The 19,569-nt window shown below is 64.1% G+C and carries 12 protein-coding genes and 1 pseudogene; 7 read left to right on the forward strand and 6 right to left on the reverse strand.

Annotation, left to right across the window (positions count from 1 at the left end):
- The first annotated feature begins 149 nt into the window (after window positions 1-149).
- Entirely contained in the window at window positions 150-908 is a 759-nt protein-coding gene (locus tag E1956_RS28880; RefSeq protein ID WP_134755656.1) for a YkgJ family cysteine cluster protein, read from the forward strand.
- 737 nt (window positions 909-1,645) lie between these two features.
- Here E1956_RS28880 and E1956_RS28885 read toward each other — a convergent pair.
- From E1956_RS28885 to E1956_RS28895, 3 genes are read right to left on the reverse strand one after another with little or no spacing between them, the layout of a single operon-like run.
- Window positions 1,646-2,962, reverse strand: coding sequence for a Zn-dependent hydrolase (locus E1956_RS28885; protein WP_134755658.1), 1,317 nt, complete (start codon window positions 2,960-2,962; stop codon window positions 1,646-1,648).
- Window positions 2,955-3,515, reverse strand: coding sequence for an L-2-amino-thiazoline-4-carboxylic acid hydrolase (locus tag E1956_RS28890; protein WP_134755660.1), 561 nt, complete (start codon window positions 3,513-3,515; stop codon window positions 2,955-2,957). Before E1956_RS28890 ends, E1956_RS28885 begins: the two co-directional genes overlap by 8 nt.
- A 19-nt stretch (window positions 3,516-3,534) precedes the next feature.
- Window positions 3,535-4,716 (reverse strand): branched-chain amino acid ABC transporter substrate-binding protein, encoded by a 1,182-nt coding sequence (locus tag E1956_RS28895; protein ID WP_134755662.1) that lies wholly within the window; start codon window positions 4,714-4,716, stop codon window positions 3,535-3,537.
- Between the two features lie 230 nt (window positions 4,717-4,946).
- On the opposite strand from E1956_RS28895, the gene E1956_RS28900 reads away from it, so the two are divergent.
- Window positions 4,947-5,846 carry a LysR substrate-binding domain-containing protein gene (locus tag E1956_RS28900; protein ID WP_134755664.1) on the forward strand — a complete coding sequence of 300 codons (900 nt, stop codon included), beginning with the start codon at window positions 4,947-4,949 and terminating at the stop codon, window positions 5,844-5,846.
- Window positions 5,847-5,928: 82 nt separating this feature from the next.
- Here the strand turns inward: E1956_RS28900 and E1956_RS28905 are convergent, their stop codons facing one another.
- Window positions 5,929-6,411 (reverse strand): hypothetical protein, encoded by a 483-nt coding sequence (locus tag E1956_RS28905; RefSeq protein WP_134755666.1) that lies wholly within the window; start codon window positions 6,409-6,411, stop codon window positions 5,929-5,931.
- Window positions 6,412-6,838: 427 nt separating this feature from the next.
- On the opposite strand from E1956_RS28905, the pseudogene E1956_RS47010 reads away from it, so the two are divergent.
- Window positions 6,839-9,133 (forward strand): annotated as a pseudogene (locus E1956_RS47010) (two-partner secretion domain-containing protein); the annotation flags it as partial.
- A gap of 644 nt (window positions 9,134-9,777) precedes the next feature.
- Window positions 9,778-11,814, forward strand: coding sequence for a hemagglutinin repeat-containing protein (locus E1956_RS47015; protein ID WP_232072130.1), 2,037 nt, complete (start codon window positions 9,778-9,780; stop codon window positions 11,812-11,814).
- Between the two features lie 542 nt (window positions 11,815-12,356).
- On the opposite strand, the gene E1956_RS28915 is transcribed toward E1956_RS47015, so the two are convergent.
- On the reverse strand, window positions 12,357-13,580 hold the full coding sequence (locus tag E1956_RS28915; protein ID WP_134755668.1) for an RtcB family protein: 1,224 nt from the start codon (window positions 13,578-13,580) through the stop codon (window positions 12,357-12,359).
- Window positions 13,581-13,916: 336 nt separating this feature from the next.
- On the opposite strand from E1956_RS28915, the gene E1956_RS28920 reads away from it, so the two are divergent.
- Complete coding sequence (locus E1956_RS28920) at window positions 13,917-15,662, forward strand: ShlB/FhaC/HecB family hemolysin secretion/activation protein (RefSeq protein ID WP_134755670.1); 1,746 nt, start codon at window positions 13,917-13,919, stop codon at window positions 15,660-15,662.
- A 41-nt stretch (window positions 15,663-15,703) separates the two neighbouring features.
- Here the strand turns inward: E1956_RS28920 and E1956_RS28925 are convergent, their stop codons facing one another.
- Window positions 15,704-16,147 (reverse strand): hypothetical protein, encoded by a 444-nt coding sequence (locus E1956_RS28925; protein WP_134755672.1) that lies wholly within the window; start codon window positions 16,145-16,147, stop codon window positions 15,704-15,706.
- A 405-nt stretch (window positions 16,148-16,552) separates the two neighbouring features.
- On the opposite strand from E1956_RS28925, the gene E1956_RS28930 reads away from it, so the two are divergent.
- Window positions 16,553-18,241: a 5-guanidino-2-oxopentanoate decarboxylase gene (locus tag E1956_RS28930; RefSeq protein ID WP_197732956.1), complete on the forward strand. Its 1,689-nt coding sequence runs from the start codon at window positions 16,553-16,555 to the stop codon at window positions 18,239-18,241.
- Window positions 18,242-18,471: 230 nt separating this feature from the next.
- Window positions 18,472-19,569: an ABC transporter substrate-binding protein gene (locus tag E1956_RS28935; RefSeq protein ID WP_134755674.1), complete on the forward strand. Its 1,098-nt coding sequence runs from the start codon at window positions 18,472-18,474 to the stop codon at window positions 19,567-19,569.

Here is a 19,569-nt window from a genome sequence, read left to right on the forward strand (position 1 = left end):
TTGCATCGCTTTCGCCGAACAAGACCGACAAACCGATCGTGTTCGGCGCATCGCATCGACACGGACGGCTGTAACGTGCAGGGTTGAAGCGCCCCTCGATCCGGCCATGCTGACCGGCATCGGTGGACGGCGCGACCAAAGGACATCTGTTGGACCGTACCCAATTCGATTGCACGCGATGCGGCAAGTGCTGCCATGATCTACGCCTGCCCGTGAGCATCGCCGAAGCCCGAAAGTGGCTGGAACGCGGCGGCGATGTGGACATTCTGTGCGAGGCCATCCCGTGGCCCGTGGAGCCCGATGCATCGAATGCCTTCGCCGCATACAAGCGCAAACGGACCTTTCCCGCGACGAGCGGCACCCTGCCGATCCGGGTCGCGGTAACGCTGGCGGCATCGTTCACGGGTGCCTGCCCGAATTTGGGCGACGCCATGCGTTGCGGCATTTATGAAGAGCGGCCCCTTGTCTGCCGTGTTTATCCGGCGGAGGTCAATCCGTTTATTCCATTGAAGCCGGAGCACAAGCTTTGCCCGTCCGAAGCATGGCAGGGTGTCACGCCTTTTGCGATCGATGGGATACCGGTCGATCCCGCCACGCGCGCGGCGATTGAACAGCGCAGGCGCGCTGATGAGGACGAGTTGGAGGAGAAGCGCGCGCTGTGCGAGCGATTGGGCATCGATAAGGCCGCCGTTTCTAATGAAGGATTTTTGATCGTATCGGTGGGGCGGGAGCGGTTACTTGGAGCCTTGTCCGAGCTGCTGTCGGACGGTCAGCCTGGCGTGGATTGGCGCTCGTGGACGCTCGTTTCCAATCGGCGCGTGACGGTGGACACGCTTGTCAGCGTCGATGCAGTCAGCGAGTTCGATAATGGGCCGCAGCGTGATGGCGTCCAGTATGTTGGCGCATGACTGCAATACTTTGCGGGTGATTCGCGGGTGATTCGCGGGGGCCTCGCGGGGGCCTCGCGTTTCCTTGTTTTGCATTCGGCATGCAGGCGTTGCCCCTGTGCGGGGCGGCACCTACTTTTCTTTGCAGCCGCAAAGAAAAGTAGGCAAAAGAAAGCGGCTTAAACCGCCAGTGTGACGCCGTCCCCCACTGCCCTGTATATCGGAGCGGTTCCGGGGCATCCGTCTCCTCGCACACTCCGCGTCAGTGACAAAGGGCTCATTCTTCCCGCCACGCGCTACGCGCGGGCGGAAGGGTATGCTTGGAAAACCGGGCGGGCTGCGTGGCGAATGCGCGAAGTTCTTCCCGGCAAATTGGCGATTGCGCAGGAATGGTTCCGAGAGAATATGCTGGAGTCCTACTGATACACGATAGCTCTTCCATTTGAATACGTGGAGTTCCACGAATACGCGTATATCCCAATGGTTTTGGTTATACCCCACGGCGCGCGCAGCGCCGCCGGATGGATGAGCCCTTAGTCACTCCGGCGTGTATCAAGTGGTGACAGACGCCCCGGAGCCGCTCCGATATACAGCGCAGTGGGGGACGGCGTCACACTAGCGGTTTGAGCGGCTTTCTTTTGCCTACTTTTCTTTGCCGCGGCAAAGAAAAGTAGGTGCCGCCCCGCACAGGGGCAACGCCTGCGGCCCGCCGCGAATACAAGTTAAGGCCAACGCGCGCAGCGCCCAGCACCCAGCTATCAACCACACTCCGATCGAACGCGATCCAGCATGGCACTCTCCACCATGACATGCAGCAGCACGTTAGCACCGGCCTCGGCCCATTCAGGCGTAATCGCCTCGGCCTCATTGTGGCTGAGCCCACCCACACACGGCACAAAAATCATACCGGTAGGCGCCACACGCGCGAGATAGCACGCATCATGCCCCGCACCCGAAACAATATCCTCGTGAGGCAAATCTAGCCTCTCCGCAGCCCGCCGCACGGCGTCAATACACGCCTCCGCAAACGGCACCGGCGCATAATCGAAGATCTGCCTGATCGTATGACCAAGCTGTGCCTCTCCCGCCACGCGCCCCAACTCAGCGCGCAACAGCGCATCCATCTCAGCCAACACACCCGAATCCGGATGCCGAAACTCCACCGTAAAAAAGCAGCGCCCCGGCACGGTATTCCGCGAGTTCGGCTTCACCTCGACCATCCCAACCGTAGCCCGCCCATGCGGCGCATATCTACGCCCCAACGCCTCGACAAACATGATCATGCGCGCCGCGCCGGCCAGCGCATCGCGCCGCAGATCCATCGGCGTAGTCCCCGCATGCGCATCCACGCCTTCGAGCTCGATCTCATACCAGCGCTGCCCCTGACCCGCCGTCACAACACCAATGGTCTTCCCACTGCGCTCGAGAATCGCACCCTGCTCGATATGCAACTCGTACGCGGCGTGCACGGGCGTGCCGCCCACCGGCTCCTCGCCCGCATAGCCGATCTGCGCAAGCGCCTCGCCGATCGTCGTGCCCGACGCATCGCTACGCGAAAGCCCATATTCGAGCGAATACACGCCCGCATAAACACCCGACGCGATCATCGCGGGCGCAAAACGCGAGCCTTCCTCGTTGGTCCAGATCACCACCTCGAACGGGTGCTCGGTCTGCACGCCCGCGTCGTTGAGCGTGCGGATCACTTCAAGCCCGCCCAGCACGCCATAAATGCCGTCGTAGCGCCCGCCAGTCGGCTGCGTGTCGGCGTGCGAGCCGGTCAGCACCGGGGCGGCTTCCGGGTTGCGTCCCGCGCGGCGCGCGAAGATATTGCCCATCTGGTCGACACGAATCGCGCAGCCCGCCTCGCGCGCCCATTGCACGAACAGGTCGCGCCCTTCACGGTCGAGCTCGGTGAGTGCGAGTCGGCAGACGCCGCCTTTGGCAGTCCTGCCGATCTGCGCCATGCGCTCGAGCGAGTCCCACAGCCGCGCGCCGTTCACGCGCAACGCGGAGTAGCCCGCATCCGCGGCTTCATCGGTTGCGCGAGGCGCAGCCTGTTGCAAGCGCTCAGTCATCGGCACGCTCCTCGCCCAGGTCGGCCGGCTTCGCATCGCGCATGCGGTAGCGGAAATCACAACGCTTGCCGCCTTGCATGATGGTGCTCGTGCGCGTGAGTTCGACGCGCGGGTCGTAGCCCGCGATGAACTCGCTGTCGCGCGCGCAACTCAGCAAATGGCCGATCTCGCCAAGGCCCATCGCGTGGTACATCTCGGCGTAGGCGCAGCGCTTCACGTTGTAATCGTAGGCTTCGTCGTCGGCACGCAGCGTCTCGACTTCGAGCGCATCGTCCTTTTCCCAGAGCACCTGCAGCGCGACGAACGACGCGACGCTCGTGCCGTTCGGCTCGCGCGCCGCGAACTGGCGACCCGCATCGACGGCCGCGCCGCGCACGGCCTCGGCGATCACGGCCTGGGCGCGCTCGGTGCCGAAGTCGCGTTTGAGAATCTCGTAGATCGGCTTGATGATTTCCGCTTCGATGCGCCGGCGCGCGAGAATGCCGAGCGTCTCGCCGTTCACGCCGGTCTGGTCTGCGACGCTGTCGCCCTCTAAGCCATGTTGCTGTGTCATCTTCGTCTCCTCAATGCATTTAGCGGCCAGCGGTCTTGGTCAGCGTCTTCGCAGGCGCGCCGCCGCCGAGCACGTCCACCACGGCCCACTTGCCGTCCTTCACCTGATAGATCGTGTAAGCGGGATCCACGAGATTGCCTTGCGCATCGAAGGCGATCGCGCCGGTCACGCCGTCGCGATGCATCGCGTGCAGCGTCGCGACGATCTTTTTCGGTGCAACCGAATTGGCCTGCTGCGTGGCGGCGATCAGCGTCGCGGCCGCGTCGTAGGCGAACGGCGCGTGCAATTCGATCGGCGCGTGCCAGCGCGCGCGGTATTGCGCATCGAAGGCCGTGCCGCCCAGCATGCGCTCGAGCGGACGGCCCGGCTCCAGTGCCGTGACGCCGTCACCGGCGGGACCGGAGAGCTTGAGGAAGGTCTGGCTCACGAAACCGCCCGCGCCAAGCAGCGGCGCCTGAATATGCAGCTGACGCATGCGGCGCACGAGCGGCGCGGCCTCCACGTCGAGGCCACCGAAGAAGATCAGGTCGGGACGCTTCGCCTTGATGGCCGTGAGCACGCCGCTGAAATCGAGTGTCTTGTCGGTCACGTACTGGTGATCGATCACATTGCCGCCACTGGCCTGCACGCCCTTGATGAACTGGTTCGCGAGCCCCGCGCCGAATGCAGTCTGATCGTCGATCACGGCAATGCGCTGCGCCTTCAGCGTTTTCACGGCGTAAGCGCCCGTGTAGGCGCCGCCATCGTCGTCGTGGCCCATGATGCGAAACGCCGTGTCGAAGCCCTGCAGCGTGTACTGATGCCCCGTCGAGGCCGGCGCGATCTGCGCAATGCCCGCGTCGTGGTAGACGCGCGCGGCCGGCACGCTGCAGCCGGTGTTCCAGTGTCCGACCACGCCAATCACATGGCGATCGACGAGTTGCTGCGCGACCGTGACGGCCGTGCGCGGATCGGACTGGTCGTCGACGCTCACGAGCTTGTAGACGACGGGCTTGCCTGCGATGCCCGGATGCTTCGCATTGGCGTCGTCGATGGCGAGTTGCGCGCCGTTTTCCAGATCCTTGCCGATGCGCGCGGATGCACCAGTCAGCGGCGCGGCGAGCCCGATCAGAACCACCTGTTCGTCCTGAGCGTGCGCGACGCCCACGAAAAGCGACGCGGCAAGCGTGGCGGCCGGCAACAGCAGAGTTTTCTTTTTCATGTCGATCGATCCCGATGAGCCTGTGGGGCGGGCGCGGCTCGCCGTCCATCTGGAAGACATGCGGCACGCGGCCTCGAATACTGAAAAAGATTAATCTTTTGTGTGTAACGGCCTAAATTACGTTTGGTTCGATCGATATGCCGGCACGCCATCATGGCGCTTAATCCGCTGTTTTATATGGACAATTCCTCCGACCCGAACATCACGCACGCTTCGATATAATTCGACACATGAATAAAATTCAGCATATCGTCGATGACCCGCCGCTGCGGGCGGTCCGCGCGTTCGAGGCGTTCGCGCGTCACGGCTCGGTTGCGGCGGCTGCGCGCGAGCTCGAGATCACGGCCTCGGCCGTGAGCCATCAGTTGCAATTGCTCGAAACCTTCGTGCAGACGCCGTTGACGGTGCGCAGCGGCCGCTCGCTCGTGCTCACCGACGAAGGCCGCGACTACTACCGGTCGATCAGCGCGGCGTTCTCGGTGCTGCGCAGCGCCACGGGATTCGTGCGCGAGCGCTCGGCGCGGCGCCAGATCACGATCAGTCTGATTCCGCTCTTTGGCATGGGCTGGTTCATTCCGCGGCTGCACGACTTCCTGGCGGCCAACGAAGACGTGGACGTGACGGTGCTCTACGCGAATCACCGCAATTACCGCAGCGATGCCGCGGATTTATCGATCCGCTTCGGCACCGGCGACTGGGTCGGCTATACGAGCACGCCGCTCATGTCGGGCGCGGTCGTGCCGGTGTGCACGCCGCGCTTTTTGCAGCGCTACGGGCCGCTGCGCAAGCCAGCGGACCTCGCGGGCGTGCCGCTCGTTCACGACGAGGATCGCAGCACGTGGGCGAACTGGCTGCAGGGCGCGGGCGTGCGCCACCTCCCGCGCACCGAAGGCCCGCTGTTCGAAGACGGCCAGCTCACCCTGAGCGCCGCGCTCGCCGATCTCGGCGCGGCGCTGATGCGCGCGCCGCTCGTCTCGCGCGAGCTCGCATCGGGCGCGTTGCGCAAGCTCTTCGATCATGAGCTCGACGACGGGCGCCACTACTACCTGTGCTGGCGCGCCGATGCCGAAATGCCGGACGGCGCGCAGCGGCTCGCGCAGTGGTTGCTGGAACAGATGAAGGGGCGTTGACGACTGTGGGGGCGTTGACGACTTTGGGGGCGCTGCGCATCGTGGGTGCCGGTGCTCTGGACCCTATGGCAGGTGCCGACATTCACGGGTGAACCGCCAGGCTCACCTGGTTGAGAATCACCCCCCAAGGCCCGACGGTTTCCGTCACGTGCAGCATGCCAGTGTCCGGCTGCCTCGGCAGGTGCCAGCGCGGGCCGCACACCGTGATCCGGCCTCGCAGTGCCTCGTCGTCGAAGGCGATACCGTATCCACAGTTTTTCCAGCCGCTAGTCACCGCGTACGGGACCTGCACGGTGCGGACCTGCGTGGCGGTTTCGCGCGCCAGCAAGTCGAGCGCGAGGCAAGCAATGATAAAGCCCCAGACCGCCCCAATCGCAACGCTCCCCAGCAGGCGAGTCAGAGGGCCGTCCGCGCGGTGCCATGGCACACTGCGCAGCAGCGGAACGCCCGCGATTGCCCCTGCCAGGCCGCCAGTGATCTGCACGACGCGCATGAACCGGCCCGGTGCGGCGTAAACATTCCGCGTGAGCAGTTCCAGGACCAGCAGAATGAATAGTGGACCCAAGCCAACCGCCAACGCTCGTAGCACGGGCCCCCACTTGCGACGCGGTGCGGACAATACAACGGGACGGCGCAGCCACGGCATCGGCGTTAACTCCGCGCCATCGTACGCACCCTGCTGAGCAGGCGATCCGTGAAGGGCAACTGCACCCGGCACAGGCCAGCGGAACAAGATGAAGATGGCGCCACGGATTCAATCTCTTTTTCTATGTACGAATCTACGGAGAGTTGACTGACAAACTCGATGAAGGGCTTTTCGTCATATTTGTGATTTTTTTCGCTCACGCAGGCTACCGGAGTTCTTAATCACGCTCGATAAGACAAGTCCGATTTACCCAAATCTGTTGTTTCCGCCACCTTGTCGCATCGCTGGAAGCGTGACGCAACGCTAGTTTACAGGCCTTCAAAAATAAGCATAACGAAGGCCGTGAATGAACAAGAATCGCCACCGCCTCGTGTTCAGCAAAACTCGGGGAATGCTCATTGCCGTCGAGGAAACCGCTGCGGCTACGGGGAAAACAGCAGGACAAACACGCGCTGACACACGCCCCGCTACGCCGCGCCGCGCGCTGTTCACACTGAGGCAAATCGCCTTTGCCGCACTCGCACTGCTCGGCGCCCTGCCTGCGCAGTCCGGTGCACAGATCGCCGGCGGCGGCGCGCACGCGCCCAATGTGATCCAGACCCAGAACGGTCTGGATCAGGTGAACATCAACCGCCCCTCCGGCGCGGGCGTTTCGGTCAACACCTACAACCGCTTCGACGTTCAATCGCGCGGCGCGATCCTGAACAACTCGCCGACCATCGTGCAGACGCAGCAGGCCGGCATGATCAACGGCAACCCGAACTTTGGGCCGGGTCAATCGGCCAGAATCATCGTCAATCAGGTCAACAGTCTGACCGCATCGCAACTGAACGGCCATCTCGAAGTCGCGGGAAGCCGGGCCGAAGTGGTTATCGCCAATCCGTCCGGCATTGCCGTGAACGGCGGCGGATTCATCAATACGAGTCGCGCGATTCTCACGACCGGCACGCCGAACTATGCGCCGGACGGCTCACTCTCGGGCTTCAATGTCACGGGCGGCAACATCACCGTCAACGGCGCGGGCCTGAACGCATCGAATGTGGACCAAGTGGACTTGCTGGCCCGTGCCGTGCAGGCCAACGCCGCGATCTATGCGAACAACCTGAACGTCATCACGGGCGCAAACAGCATCCAACACGATACGCTCGCGGCCACGCCGATTGCGGGCGACGGCCCCGCGCCGGGCGTCTCCATCGACGTGAGCAATCTCGGTGGCATGTACGCGAACCGCGTGTTCCTTGTGGGCACGGAAGCCGGCGTCGGGGTTTCCCTCAAGGGCGTCGTGGCGGCGAATGCCGGCGACCTCGTGCTGACCACGCAGGGCAAGCTCGTGCTCGCAAGCCAGGCGAGTGCAAGCGGCAACCTCAGCGCAACGGCTCGTGACAGCATCGACAACAGCGGAATGACCTACGCGCAGCAGAACGTCAGCCTTGGCACGGGCGGCGCGCTGACGAACAGCGGCCTGGTTGGCGCGCAACAGAACACGACGATCAGCGCCGGTTCGGTGAGCTCGACCGGCACGCTCGCAGCGGGCGTGAACGGCGACGGCGCACTGGTGCAGCCCGGAGACCTGAGCGTAAGCGCGGCCGGCGCCCTCACGGCGACCGGCCGCAATGCGGCAGGCGGCAATGCGGTCATCGGCGGCGCGGCCGTGAATCTCGCGGGCAGCGGCACGTCGGCGAACGGCGCACTCGTGCTCGCGGCGAACGGCGGCGACCTGAACCTGTCGGGCGCCACCACGACCGCGGGCAGCACACTCGACGCGCGCGCGAGCGGCGCGCTCACGAACGACTACGGCGCGATGTCATCGGGCGGCGCGCAGCACATCACGGCGGGCGCGCTCTCGAACCGGGGCGGCCAGATGATTTCAGGGAGCACGCTGACCGGAAACATCTCGGGCGCGACGAGCAACCAGGGCGGCACCCTGCAGGCGAATGCTGGATTCTCGATGGCATCCGGTTCGCTCGACAACACGGCCGGTCATATCGCCTCGCTAAACGCGGACGGTGTCGACATAACGATTGGCGGCCAGCTCAACAATGGCGCAGGCGGCAGCATCGGCGGCAATGGCAACGTTGTAGTGCAGGCGGGCCAGATCACCAATGCAGGGTCCATCACCGCGGTTCAGAGTCTGATCGCGCAGGCCCTGCAAACCCTGTTCAACGGCGGCACGTTCGCGGCGAATGCGAACATGACTCTCGCGGCCGGGTCAACACTCACGAACACCAGCCAGCTCACGGCCAATGGCGGGCTTGCCCTTTCGGCGGCGACCTTCGACAACAGCCAGGGCCTGACCAGTGCGAACCAGCTCGCACTGCACGCCGTGAATCTCGTCAATCGCGGCGGCACGATCGCGCAAAGCGGCAACGGCGCGACGACGCTCGATGTGAGCGGCACCCTCGACAATACGTATGGCTCGATCCAGACCAACGCCGACAATTTCGCGCTCGACCCGTCCGCACTCCTGAACGATCACGGCGTCATCACGAATGCGGGCATGGGCACGCTCGCGATCAATACGGGCACGCTGTCGAACACCGGCGGCACGATTGTGACCAACGGCGCACTGAGTGTGAACGTCTCGGGTGCGCTGTCGAACGTTGGCGGAACCGTGCAGTCGGCGAAGCAGCTATCGGCCAGCAGCGGCAGCCTCGACAACACGGGCGGTCATATCGCATCGCTCGGCACGGATGGCGTCAACATGACGACGGCCGGCCTGCTCAACAACGGCGTGGGCGGCAGCATCGGCGGCAATGGCAGCGTCGCCTTGCAAGCCGGGCAGATCGCCAATGCCGGTTCCGTCACTGCGGTTCAGAGCCTGATCGCGCAGTCCGTGCAGACCCTCTTCAACAGCGGCACGTTCGCGGCCAACGTGGACATGACCCTCACGGCCGGCACGACGCTCACGAACGCAAGCCAGTTCGCGGCGGGCCGTGCGCTTACGCTCTCGGCAGCGACGTTCGACAACAGCGGCGCAACGACCCGCGCCGGCCAGTTCACGCTGCACGCTACAAACTTCCTCAATCGGGGCGGCAGCGTCACGCAGACCGGAACTGGCGCGACGACACTCGAAGTTAGTGACACGCTCGACAACACAGACGGTGCGATCCAGTCCAACGCCGACGGTCTCGCGCTTGACGCTGGCGCACTGCTGAACGACCGGGGCACGGTCGCGAATTCAGGCACCGGCGGACTTTCGGTCAACACGGGCACGCTGTCGAACGGCGCCGGCAGACGGTCACGAACAACGGCAGCGTCGTCGGCTCGCTCGACGGCAACCTCGCCATCACGACGGGCAACGCCCTGAACGTGACGGGCAGCACGCTGCACGCGGGCAACGACGTGAACATGGCGGGCAAGTCCTTCACGATCAGTTCTGCGTACGACACGGCAAGCCAGTCCGAGCAACAGCAGTATCGCTCCGCCGGCGTCACAGTCGGCCTCACGAATCCGGTAGTCGCTGCCGTGCAGACCGGCAAGCAGATGGCGAGCGCCGCACAGCATGTCGGCGGCGACGCGCGCCTGACGGCACTCGCGGCAGTCACCACGGGCCTTGCCGCGAAGAACCTCTATGACGCGGTCGGAACCGACCCTGTGAAGGCTGCTTCGACTGTCGGCATCAACGTTTCAGTGGGTGCGAGCAAGAGCGACAGCCAGCATCAGATGCAGTCGAGTACTGCGGTCGGCAGCACCGTTGAAGCAGGCCGCAACGTCACGATTGCGGCAGCCGGCGCGGGCACGAACAGTCATATCGATGTCACTGGCAGCACGATTTCAGCGGGTGGCAATGCGCTGCTCGCGGCCGAAGGTGACGTGAACCTGCGTGCTGCGCAGAGCACCAGCAGCCAGCACGGGACCAGCAGCGGCGCGAGCGCCGGTGTCGGCGTGACATTCAGTATGGGCTCGCAGAGCGGCCTGTCGTTCACGGCGAGCGCATCGGGCAGCCGCGGCCACGAGGACGGCGATTCATCGACGTGGACGAACACCCATGTCACGGCCGGCGACAAGCTCGCGATCAGCTCGGGTGGCGACACGAACATCGCGGGCGCAGTGGCCCCGGGCAAACAGGTTATCGCGGACGTGGGCGGCAATCTGAACATCGAGAGCCTGCAGGACGTCACGCACTACGACTCGAAGAGCCAGAGCGCGGGTGTGGGCGTGAGCGTATGCGTGCCTCCGCTGTGCGCGGGCAGTTCGAGCGTGTCGGGCAGCATCGGCCAGACGAAGATGAATTCCGACTATGCGTCCGTAGCGGAACAGTCCGGCATCAAGGCGGGCGATGTCGGCTTCGATGTCCGCGTGAAGGGCAACACGGACCTCAAGGGTGGCGTGATTGCGAGCACGGCGGACGCGGCGAACAACGCATTGACGACCGGCACGCTCACGTACAGCTATATCGAGAACCACGCGAATTACGACGCATCGCAGGTCGCGTTGAGTGGCGGGTACAGCTTTGGCGGTGGGTCGGCGAACGGCGACAAGAGCAGCATCGGCAAGGACCAGAAAGGCCGCGCCGACAACGTGAACCCGGTGCCCGGCACGACGCTGCCAGAGTCCGGCGGGCTCTCCATCGCCCCGCCGGTCGCGATTGCTGCATCGGGCGATGCAGCATCGACCACGCGTAGCGGTATCAGTACGGGAACCGTCACGGTCACGGACGATGCAAAGCAGCAGGCGCTGACGGGCCAGAGCGCCGCGGATATCGTCGCGAACCTGAACCGCGACACGTCGGACACGGGCGGCGCCCTCTCCCCTATCTTCGACAAGGAGAAGATTGAAGCGGGCTTTGAGATCACGAGCCAGCTGGTCAATCAGGTGGGGACGTTTGTTGCCAACCGGGCCGCAGAAGCGGATGCGGCGAAGGAAGCCGCGAACGACCCGAACCTGAGCGCGGAACAGCGCGCCGCGGCGCAGCAGGAGGCCGATGAATTGACCGCAGAATGGGGTCCGGGCGGTACGTACCGGCAGGTTGCTACTGCACTGACCGTTGCGGCCGGCGGGAATGTGACTGGTGGAGCGGGACAGTTCGCGCAGGCCGGACTGATCAACTATGTTCAGCAACAAGGCGCGGAGTATCTCGGCAAGCTTGTGGCAGATGGAACGCTCACCGAAGGTAGTCCAACTCACGCAGCGCTGCACGGGATCGTGGCGTGTGCTGGTGCGGCGGCATCGAGCCAGAGTTGCGGGGCTGGTGCGATGGGTGCGGCCACGTCGAGTTTGCTCACGAATCTGTTCACGGACAATCCGAACGAGAGCGCGCAAGAGCGCAATTTGGTGCGTACTGGTCGCGTACGCCGCCTGCTGGTCCTGTCCAATCAATAATCGACAGTGCGTTGAATCCACAATGGGGTAATACGGCTATTAATGTGGTCTCGATCGAAATTCCCACTGGAACAAAATTCTATGAAGATGCTGCCGCCGCGTAAGGCGGACTCGTTGGAGGCGGTAGTCAAGTGTTGTTTCCAAAAAATATCAAGATTGATCCATCGTGAATAAAGAAGCCATGAACGCATGTAATTGGGAAGCAATAGACGCCTTCTCCTCACTTGTCGAGTATCGCCGTTTCTGCGCGTGGATTGGTGAGCAGGTTGCGAATGGGTTGGTCGAGGAAGTAGCAGTCCAAGACTCATATGCGGGAGAATTGTTTGAGGAACGATGGTTCCACTGTAAGCAATCCGGCGATGTCTGGAGGCTTGTAGGACCGGATCGTCCATTTCATGGATATTGGGGAGCAGTTCGATAGATTCCATTCGATTGCCCGCCTATGCCTGTGTGCTTCAACTGCGATAAAACGACGGCGCGACGCCAAAAGCGTCGCGCCGCCCATTCATCATGTCCCGCGAGCACGGCCAGCCATCCCCGCGTCATCCCTTCACACACACCACCTGACGCAGCGTGTGCACCACCTCAACAAGACTGCTCTGTGCCGCCATCACCGCATCGATATCCTTATAGGCCATCGGGATTTCGTCGACCACGCCCGCATCCTTGCGGCACTCCACGCCTTCGGTCGCCCTCACCTGATCCGCGACCGTGAAGCGGCGCTTCGCCTCCGTCCGGCTCATCGTCCGCCCCGCACCGTGGCTGCACGAGCAGAAGCTCTCCGGATTGCCGAGCCCACGCACGATGAAGCTCTTCGCGCCCATCGAACCCGGAATGATGCCGAGTTGCCCCTTCTGCGCGGAGACGGCACCCTTGCGCGTCACGAGCACGTCTTCGCCGTAGTGGCGCTCCCGCTGCACGTAGTTGTGGTGGCAATTCACCGCGTGTTCATCCACGCCGAACGGCTTGCCGATCACATTGCGCGCCGCGCCGATCACCGCGTCCATCATCACCTGCCGGTTGCGCCGCGCGAAATCCTGCGCCCAGCCAACGGCTTCGACGTAGTCGTCGAAGTGCCGGCTGCCCTCGGTGAAGTACGCGAGATTGCGATCCGGCAGGTTCGCGATATGCTGACGCATGTCGTGCTGCGCGAGTTCGATAAACAGGCTGCCAATCGCATTGCCAACACCGCGCGAGCCGCTGTGCAGCATGAACCACACGCTGTCGCTTTCGTCGAGACACACTTCGATGAAGTGATTACCGGTGCCGAGCGTGCCGAGATGCGCATAGTGGTTCGTCTTCTCGAGCTTCGGATACTTGTCGACGATGCGCCGGAATCCCGGTTGCAGCGCTTTCCACAGCTCGTCGACGGCAGCCGGCGCACGCTTGCCCCAAGCCCCCGGATCGCGCCGTCCCGGCGAGCGGCCATGCGGCACTGCGCGTTCGATGGCGCTGCGCAGCCCCACGAGTGAGTCCGGCAGGTCCGAAGCCACCAGCGTTGTACGCACCGCCATCATTCCGCACCCGATATCGACGCCCACAGCAGCCGGGATGATCGCGCCCTTCGTAGGAATCACGCTGCCAATCGTCGAGCCCTTGCCGATGTGCACGTCCGGCATCACCGCGAGGTGCCGGAAAATGAATGGCAGCTGCGCGGTGTTGCGCAACTGCGTGCGCGCGTCGTCCTCGACGGCAACGCCGTTCGTCCACATCTTCACCGGCTTGCCATGCGCCAGTTCCATCACCTGATAGTCCAGTTCGGTCATTTCACTATCCAATCCGTTCATACCTGGCGGCGCGCCGCCTATTTCATTGTGCACCCTTGATGCTAACTGCGTGGGGACGCCACTTAGACGGCGTATGACGAGTCTGCGTAGCTAATTCCCCACGCCTCCACGCAAGCCTTTGACACTTGTCGTGCATCCCTTCCTTGCCGCTTGACGAGATACCGGTTGCGCTCGACCCTCCCGAAGCCAGCTTTTTTAGCTCGCTCAGGCTTCGTTCCAGACCAACGAACACGGCAACGTCCTGCGTCGAATCGACCGTAAAAGTCAACTACGCAGGCTGTAGTCCAAATACGAAAAACCGATTCAAACCACACAATGAAAACCCTCAAGAGGCTCGCGGCTTTGCCGCTCACAGCCCTGGTCACGCTCGCATCGAACGCGCAGCACGCGCCCGTCCCGCCCAACGAAGCGTTGGGCGGCGCAAACACCGAGCAGAACCAGCAGCAACGGCGCGACGCGCAGCAGCGCGAGGCCGCAGTCTCAGCACCCGCCGTGCGCTCCGATCTTCCGAAGATCGAAGCCTACCCCGGCCTTCCCCACGAATCGCCGTGCTTTCGCATCGAGCATTTCGCGCTGAACGTTCCCGAAACCCTGCCCGCCACCACGCAAACCCGTGGCGCGTCCGCCCTGCCGCAAGACCCGTTCGCCTTCGCGCGCGAATGGCTCGACCACTACACGGGCCAATGCGTCGGCAAGGAAGGCATCGACGTGCTCACGAAAGGATTGCAGCAGGCCATTCTCGCCCGCGGCTATGTCACGACGCGCGTGCTACTGCAGCCACAAGACCTGACGACCGGCACCTTCGCGTTCGCGCTCGTGCCCGGTATCGTGCGCAACATCGGCTTCGCCGACCCGTCGCTATGGGGAACATGGAAGACCGCCTTCCCAGCGCGCAGCGGCGATCTGCTGAACGTTCGCGACCTGGACCAGGGCCTCGAGCAGATGAAGCGCGTCCCGAATCAGGACGTGAAGATGGAGATCCGGCCGACCGAGGTGCCGGGAGAAAGCGACGTAGTGCTAACGGTCCAGCACACGAAGCCGTGGACCTTCGTCGCATCGGTCGATAACAGCGGCACGGATGCAACGGGCAAATGGCAAGGCAATATCAGCCTGGGGCTCAACAACCCGCTGGGGCTGAACGATATCCTCTCGCTTGGCGCGAATCAGGATTTGTCTTTCGGAAACAAGTCGCTTGGCACGCACGGCTTCAATGGCTCGTATTCTGTTCCTTTCGGGTACTGGACAGCCACGCTTTCAGGCAACACGAACACGTATTACCAGGACATCGCGGGCGTGAACCAGACGTTCGTTTCGAGCGGCAATTCGCAAACGGCCGCACTGCGGCTCGCGCGCGTGCTTTCGCGCAGCCAGAACGATGTGCTGGGTGGCTATGTGCAGCTATCGAAGCGTTTTGGTGACAGCTTCATCGACGACACGACCATTCCCACGCAGGCGCGCAACAACACGCTCCTCGAATTGGGCATGACGGACCGCCATTACTTCGGCGCGTCGCAATTCGACGGCACGCTAGCGTATCGCCAGGGCATCGGCGGCTTCGGTGCAACGGCGGACCCGTATCCCGATGGCCCTACGTACCGCTATCATATGGCCGTGCTCGACGCTAACCTCTCGGTGCCATTCGCCATCGCGACGCAAAACTTCCGCTACGTGGCAACCGTACACGGGCAATTCACGAACGACACGCTGTTCTATATCGACGACCTGACCATCGGCAGCCGCTACACCGTACGCGGGTTCGATGGCGAAACGATGCTGGCCGGCGAGAAAGGTTTCTACTGGCGCAACGAACTGCAATGGCCGGTATTTCAGACGGGCCAGATGCTCTATGCGGGGATCGATTACGGGCGCGTGTTCGGGCCGAACACGGCGTTGTTGGCGGGCACCCAGCTAGCGGGCGCGGTGATCGGCATTCGTGGCGGCATGCCGGCGAAATACGTCAGCATGTCTTACGACCTGTTCGCGGGCACGCCGATCTACAAACCCGAAGGATTCCCGACCGCACGATGGACGGTCGGTTTCCAGATGACGGCAGCGTTCTAGACGCTGCGTGTCGAGACTCGATACCGGGAGGCCGGTACGGTTCAGTCGTAGTGCTTGTTGTACTTCTTGTGCTTCTTCTTGTGCTTTCCGCCGTGGTAGTAATCGTCGGAGTGCGAATTGTTGCGCGAGACGTTGCCGCCCAGCGCGGCACCCGCGCCGCCGCCCACCGCGGCGCCCACGAGGCTGCCGGCCGTGCCGCCCATCGCATTGCCTGCGGCTGCACCGGCCCCGCCGCCCAGTGCGCCGCCAACCACGGCGCCGGTGCGCTCCTGCTTGCTCGACGTCACGGCGCCGCCCGCGCCGCCGCCCACTGCGCCGCCAATCACGGCCCCCGTGCTGCCGCCAATCGCGTTGCCGACCGCCGCACCCGCTACACCGCCCAGCGCGCCGCCCACAGCATTGTTCATATCGCCCGCTGCGGCGGGCAGAGACGCCACTGCCATCGCAGCGGCAACAGCTGTCGTTCCTGCAATCTTCTTCAGCATTGACTTGTCCTTTTTTAGATACGTGGACAAGTCTAACATTTAATCTGAAAGCATAATGTTAGAAAGTGTTAAGCGTCGCTATACAAGCGCCATCGTCTGTCAATTTTCAGGCTTCCCAGCGCTAATCGACACGCATGCGACACAAGATCATGCGACCTCCGCATCGTCATGAGCGGAATCCGGCTGACGAAAAAGCCCGTCATGCATCGGCCTCCCGCAAGCGTTGCCCCACCCTGGTCCCAACATGGCCCAACCGTGGCGCCAGCGCGGCGCCATGACGAAAGCGCATGCGCGCCATGAGAACTAATCGATTGTTTCCCGAGCGTTCCGGCCTCGACAATGGCTCGACGAATCGCGCCCTTGCGGCACGCGTGAGACCCACCACCGGAACCAAAGCGACAATCGATGAATTCCACAGCCCTTTCCCCCTGCTGCGAAGAAGCGCCTGTACGCCTGGCCCCGCGCCAATCCATACCGACCTGTGGCGAAGCGCTCGTCACCCTGCTCGAACGCTACGGCGTCGAGTTCGTGTTCGGCATTCCCGGCGTGCATACCGTCGAGCTCTATCGGGGCCTCGCTGCTTCGTCGATCCGCCACGTCACGCCGCGCCATGAACAGGGCGCGGGCTTCATGGCGGACGGCTACGCGCGCGTCACCGGCAAGCCCGGCGTCTGCTTCATCATCACCGGGCCCGGCATGACCAATATCGCCACCGCCATGGCGCAGGCGTATGCCGATTCGGTGCCGATGCTCGTGATCTCCAGCGTCAATGCGCGGCGCGAGCTCGGCAGCGGCGACGGCCGTCTGCACGAGCTCCCTTCGCAGCGCGAGGTGTTCGCGGGCCTCACCGCGTTCTCGCATACGCTGCTCGACGCGGCCGAGCTGCCCCAGGTGCTCGCGCGCGCGTTCGCCGTGTTCACGAGCCAGCGGCCGCGCCCGGTCCATATCGAGATCCCGCTCGACGTGATCGTCGCGCCGGCCCCGAGCCTTGCGGGCACACCGGTCGTATTCGCTACGCGGCCCGCGCCCGATGCGGCGGCGCTGAAGGCCGCGGCCAGGCGCCTCGCCACGGCGAAGCGTCCGCTGATTCTCGCGGGCGGCGGCGCGGCACACGCCGGCGAAGCGCTGTGCGCGCTCGCCGAGCGTCTGCAGGCGCCCGTCGCGCTCACCATCAACGCGAAGGGCCTGCTGCCGCCCGGCCATCCGCTGCTGCTCGGCTCGACGCAATCGCTGCCCGAGACGCGCGCGCTCGTGCGCGACGCCGACGTCGTGCTCGCCATCGGCACCGAGCTGGGCGAGACCGACTACGACACGCTCTTCAATGGCGGCTTCGCGATTGACGGGCAGCTGATTCGCATCGATATCGACGCCGCGCAGGTGATGCGCAATTTCCGGCCCGACGTGGCCATCGTCGGCGATGCGCGCGAGGCGCTCGCGGGCCTTGGCGCCGCGCTCGAGACCAGCGTGCTGAGCGCGCCGTCCCACACATGGGGCGCCGCGCGCGTCGCGGCCGTGCGCGACGCGATCGCGGCCAGCCACGACGCGCCGATGCGCGCCCAGGCCCTGCTCATCGAGACGATTGCCGACGCGCTGCCCGACGTGGTCGTGGTGGGCGATTCGACGAGCCCCGTCTACGTCGGCAATTTCACCTTCGATGCGCAGGCGCCGCGTACGTGGTTCAACTCGTCGACGGGCTACGGCACGCTCGGCTACGGCCTGCCCGCCGCGATTGGCGCGAAGCTCGCCGCACCGCAACGGCCGGTCGTTTGCCTGATCGGCGACGGCGGGCTGCAGTTCACGATGCCCGAGCTCGCAAGCGCCGTGGAGGCCGCCGTGCCGGTGGTCGTGATCGTCTGGAACAACCACGGCTATGGTGAGATCCGCAAATACATGAGCGCGCGCGATATCACGCCCGTAGGCGTCGATCCGTACACGCCGGACTTCATCACGCTCGCGCGCGGCTTCGGCTGCGCGGCGCGCACGGCCGCCGACCCCGCCGCGCTGCGCGAAGCGCTCGAAGATGCGCAAGCCTCTCGCGTACCGATGGTCATCGAGATCCGCGAGGCGGACTGGTTCGCCAGGGTAATCGATTAATCGCGGCGTGCCACCTGAACACTCGGTGCGAAATGGCGCACGCCCGCGCCAGCGCTGCCTCTCCGCTTGCGCCATGAGGGATTCTCATGGCGCCCATGAGGAGAATTCGATTGTTTGGGAAATTTGGCCTGCCTACATTGGCTTCACACCCCGCAGCACTAGCACAGCACTAAAGCCGCGTTAAAGCGGCAACAGGCTCAATCGAGGCCGCGTCGTTCAAGGAGACGATCATGCAAGACTTCAAACCCGGTAGAAGACAAGCGATGAAGGCCATTGGCGCGACGCTCGCCGCATCGGCCCTGCCCATGCCGTTCATTCAGACGGCCAGGGCGCAGACCTCCAGTTTCGCGGGCAAGACGCTGCGCCTGCTGACCTGGTCGGACGACACGGGCACGGCGGCGTTGCGCAACATCGCGCAGACCTTCAGCAAGGCCACCGGCGCGAAGGTCATTGCAGACCGCGCGGACGGCACCTCGGGCATGGTCGCCAAGGTCAAGGCCGCGGGCGATCGACCCACCTACGACGTGATCACGCTGGCAGGCGTGGGCGCCTCCGGCCTCGCCGATGCCGGCCTCCTGCTGCAGCCCGACACCAGCAAGCTGCCGAATCTCAAGGATGTTCCGGCGGCCTATCGCAGCGGCGCGAATGGCTTTGGCGTGGGCTATCTGCTCTGGTCGGACGGCCTCGTGTACAACACCTCGACCGTGAAGACGCCGCCGGCCAGCTACGAGGCGCTTTGGGATCCGAAGTATTCCGGCAAGATCTTCCTGCCGCCTCCGGAATGGGCGGAAGCCGTCGACCTCACTATCATCGCGGCCAAGCTCGCGGGCGGCTCGCAGCAGAATATCGAACCGGGCTTTCGCAAGCTCGCGGAGTTGAAGGACCGCGTGATGACGCTCGGCGAAAATCCGAATCAGGTGGCCGACCTGTTTCGCACGGGCTCGCTCGATATCGGCGGCATTTACTCCGCCGCCTTCTTCCCGGAGCAGATCCGCAAGCCCGAATACAACATGGGCATCACGTACGGGATGAAGGAAGGCTTCGCGACCCAGCTGATGTTCACCGTGATCCCGAAGGCGCATCCGGGCGATCTCGATCTGATCCACGCGTTCATCAATCATTCGCTCGACGCGGGCGTGCAGGGCCGCATGGCGGCCGACGTGCTCAACGGGCCTGTCAACGGCCGCGCCGTGATTCCGGCCGAAAGCCGCGCGTTCGTGCCCTCGCCGAAGCAGATCGCCGAAAAAGCCGTGCTGCACGACGACAAGGCGCTTGCCGCCGTGCAGGCCGCGTGGATCAAGCGCTACACCGGCCTGTTCGCCGCATAA

The sequence above is a fragment of the Paraburkholderia pallida genome, from assembly GCF_004524855.1.
GTDB lineage: Bacteria > Pseudomonadota > Gammaproteobacteria > Burkholderiales > Burkholderiaceae > Paraburkholderia > Paraburkholderia oxyphila.

What these genes read in the sequence shown, in the direction of transcription:
- E1956_RS28890 (WP_134755660.1), bottom strand. Translation starts at nt 3,515, where the DNA reads ATGACACAGCAACATGGCTTAGAGGGCGACAGCGTCGCAGACCAGACC.
- E1956_RS28935 (WP_134755674.1), top strand. Translation starts at nt 18,472, where the DNA reads ATGCAAGACTTCAAACCCGGTAGAAGACAAGCGATGAAGGCCATTGGC.
- E1956_RS28920 (WP_134755670.1), top strand. Translation starts at nt 13,917, where the DNA reads ATGAAAACCCTCAAGAGGCTCGCGGCTTTGCCGCTCACAGCCCTGGTC.
- E1956_RS28915 (WP_134755668.1), bottom strand. Translation starts at nt 13,580, where the DNA reads ATGACCGAACTGGACTATCAGGTGATGGAACTGGCGCATGGCAAGCCG.
- E1956_RS28900 (WP_134755664.1), top strand. Translation starts at nt 4,947, where the DNA reads ATGAATAAAATTCAGCATATCGTCGATGACCCGCCGCTGCGGGCGGTC.
- E1956_RS28925 (WP_134755672.1), bottom strand. Translation starts at nt 16,147, where the DNA reads ATGCTGAAGAAGATTGCAGGAACGACAGCTGTTGCCGCTGCGATGGCA.
- E1956_RS28930 (WP_197732956.1), top strand. Translation starts at nt 16,553, where the DNA reads ATGAATTCCACAGCCCTTTCCCCCTGCTGCGAAGAAGCGCCTGTACGC.
- E1956_RS28895 (WP_134755662.1), bottom strand. Translation starts at nt 4,716, where the DNA reads ATGAAAAAGAAAACTCTGCTGTTGCCGGCCGCCACGCTTGCCGCGTCG.
- E1956_RS28885 (WP_134755658.1), bottom strand. Translation starts at nt 2,962, where the DNA reads ATGACTGAGCGCTTGCAACAGGCTGCGCCTCGCGCAACCGATGAAGCC.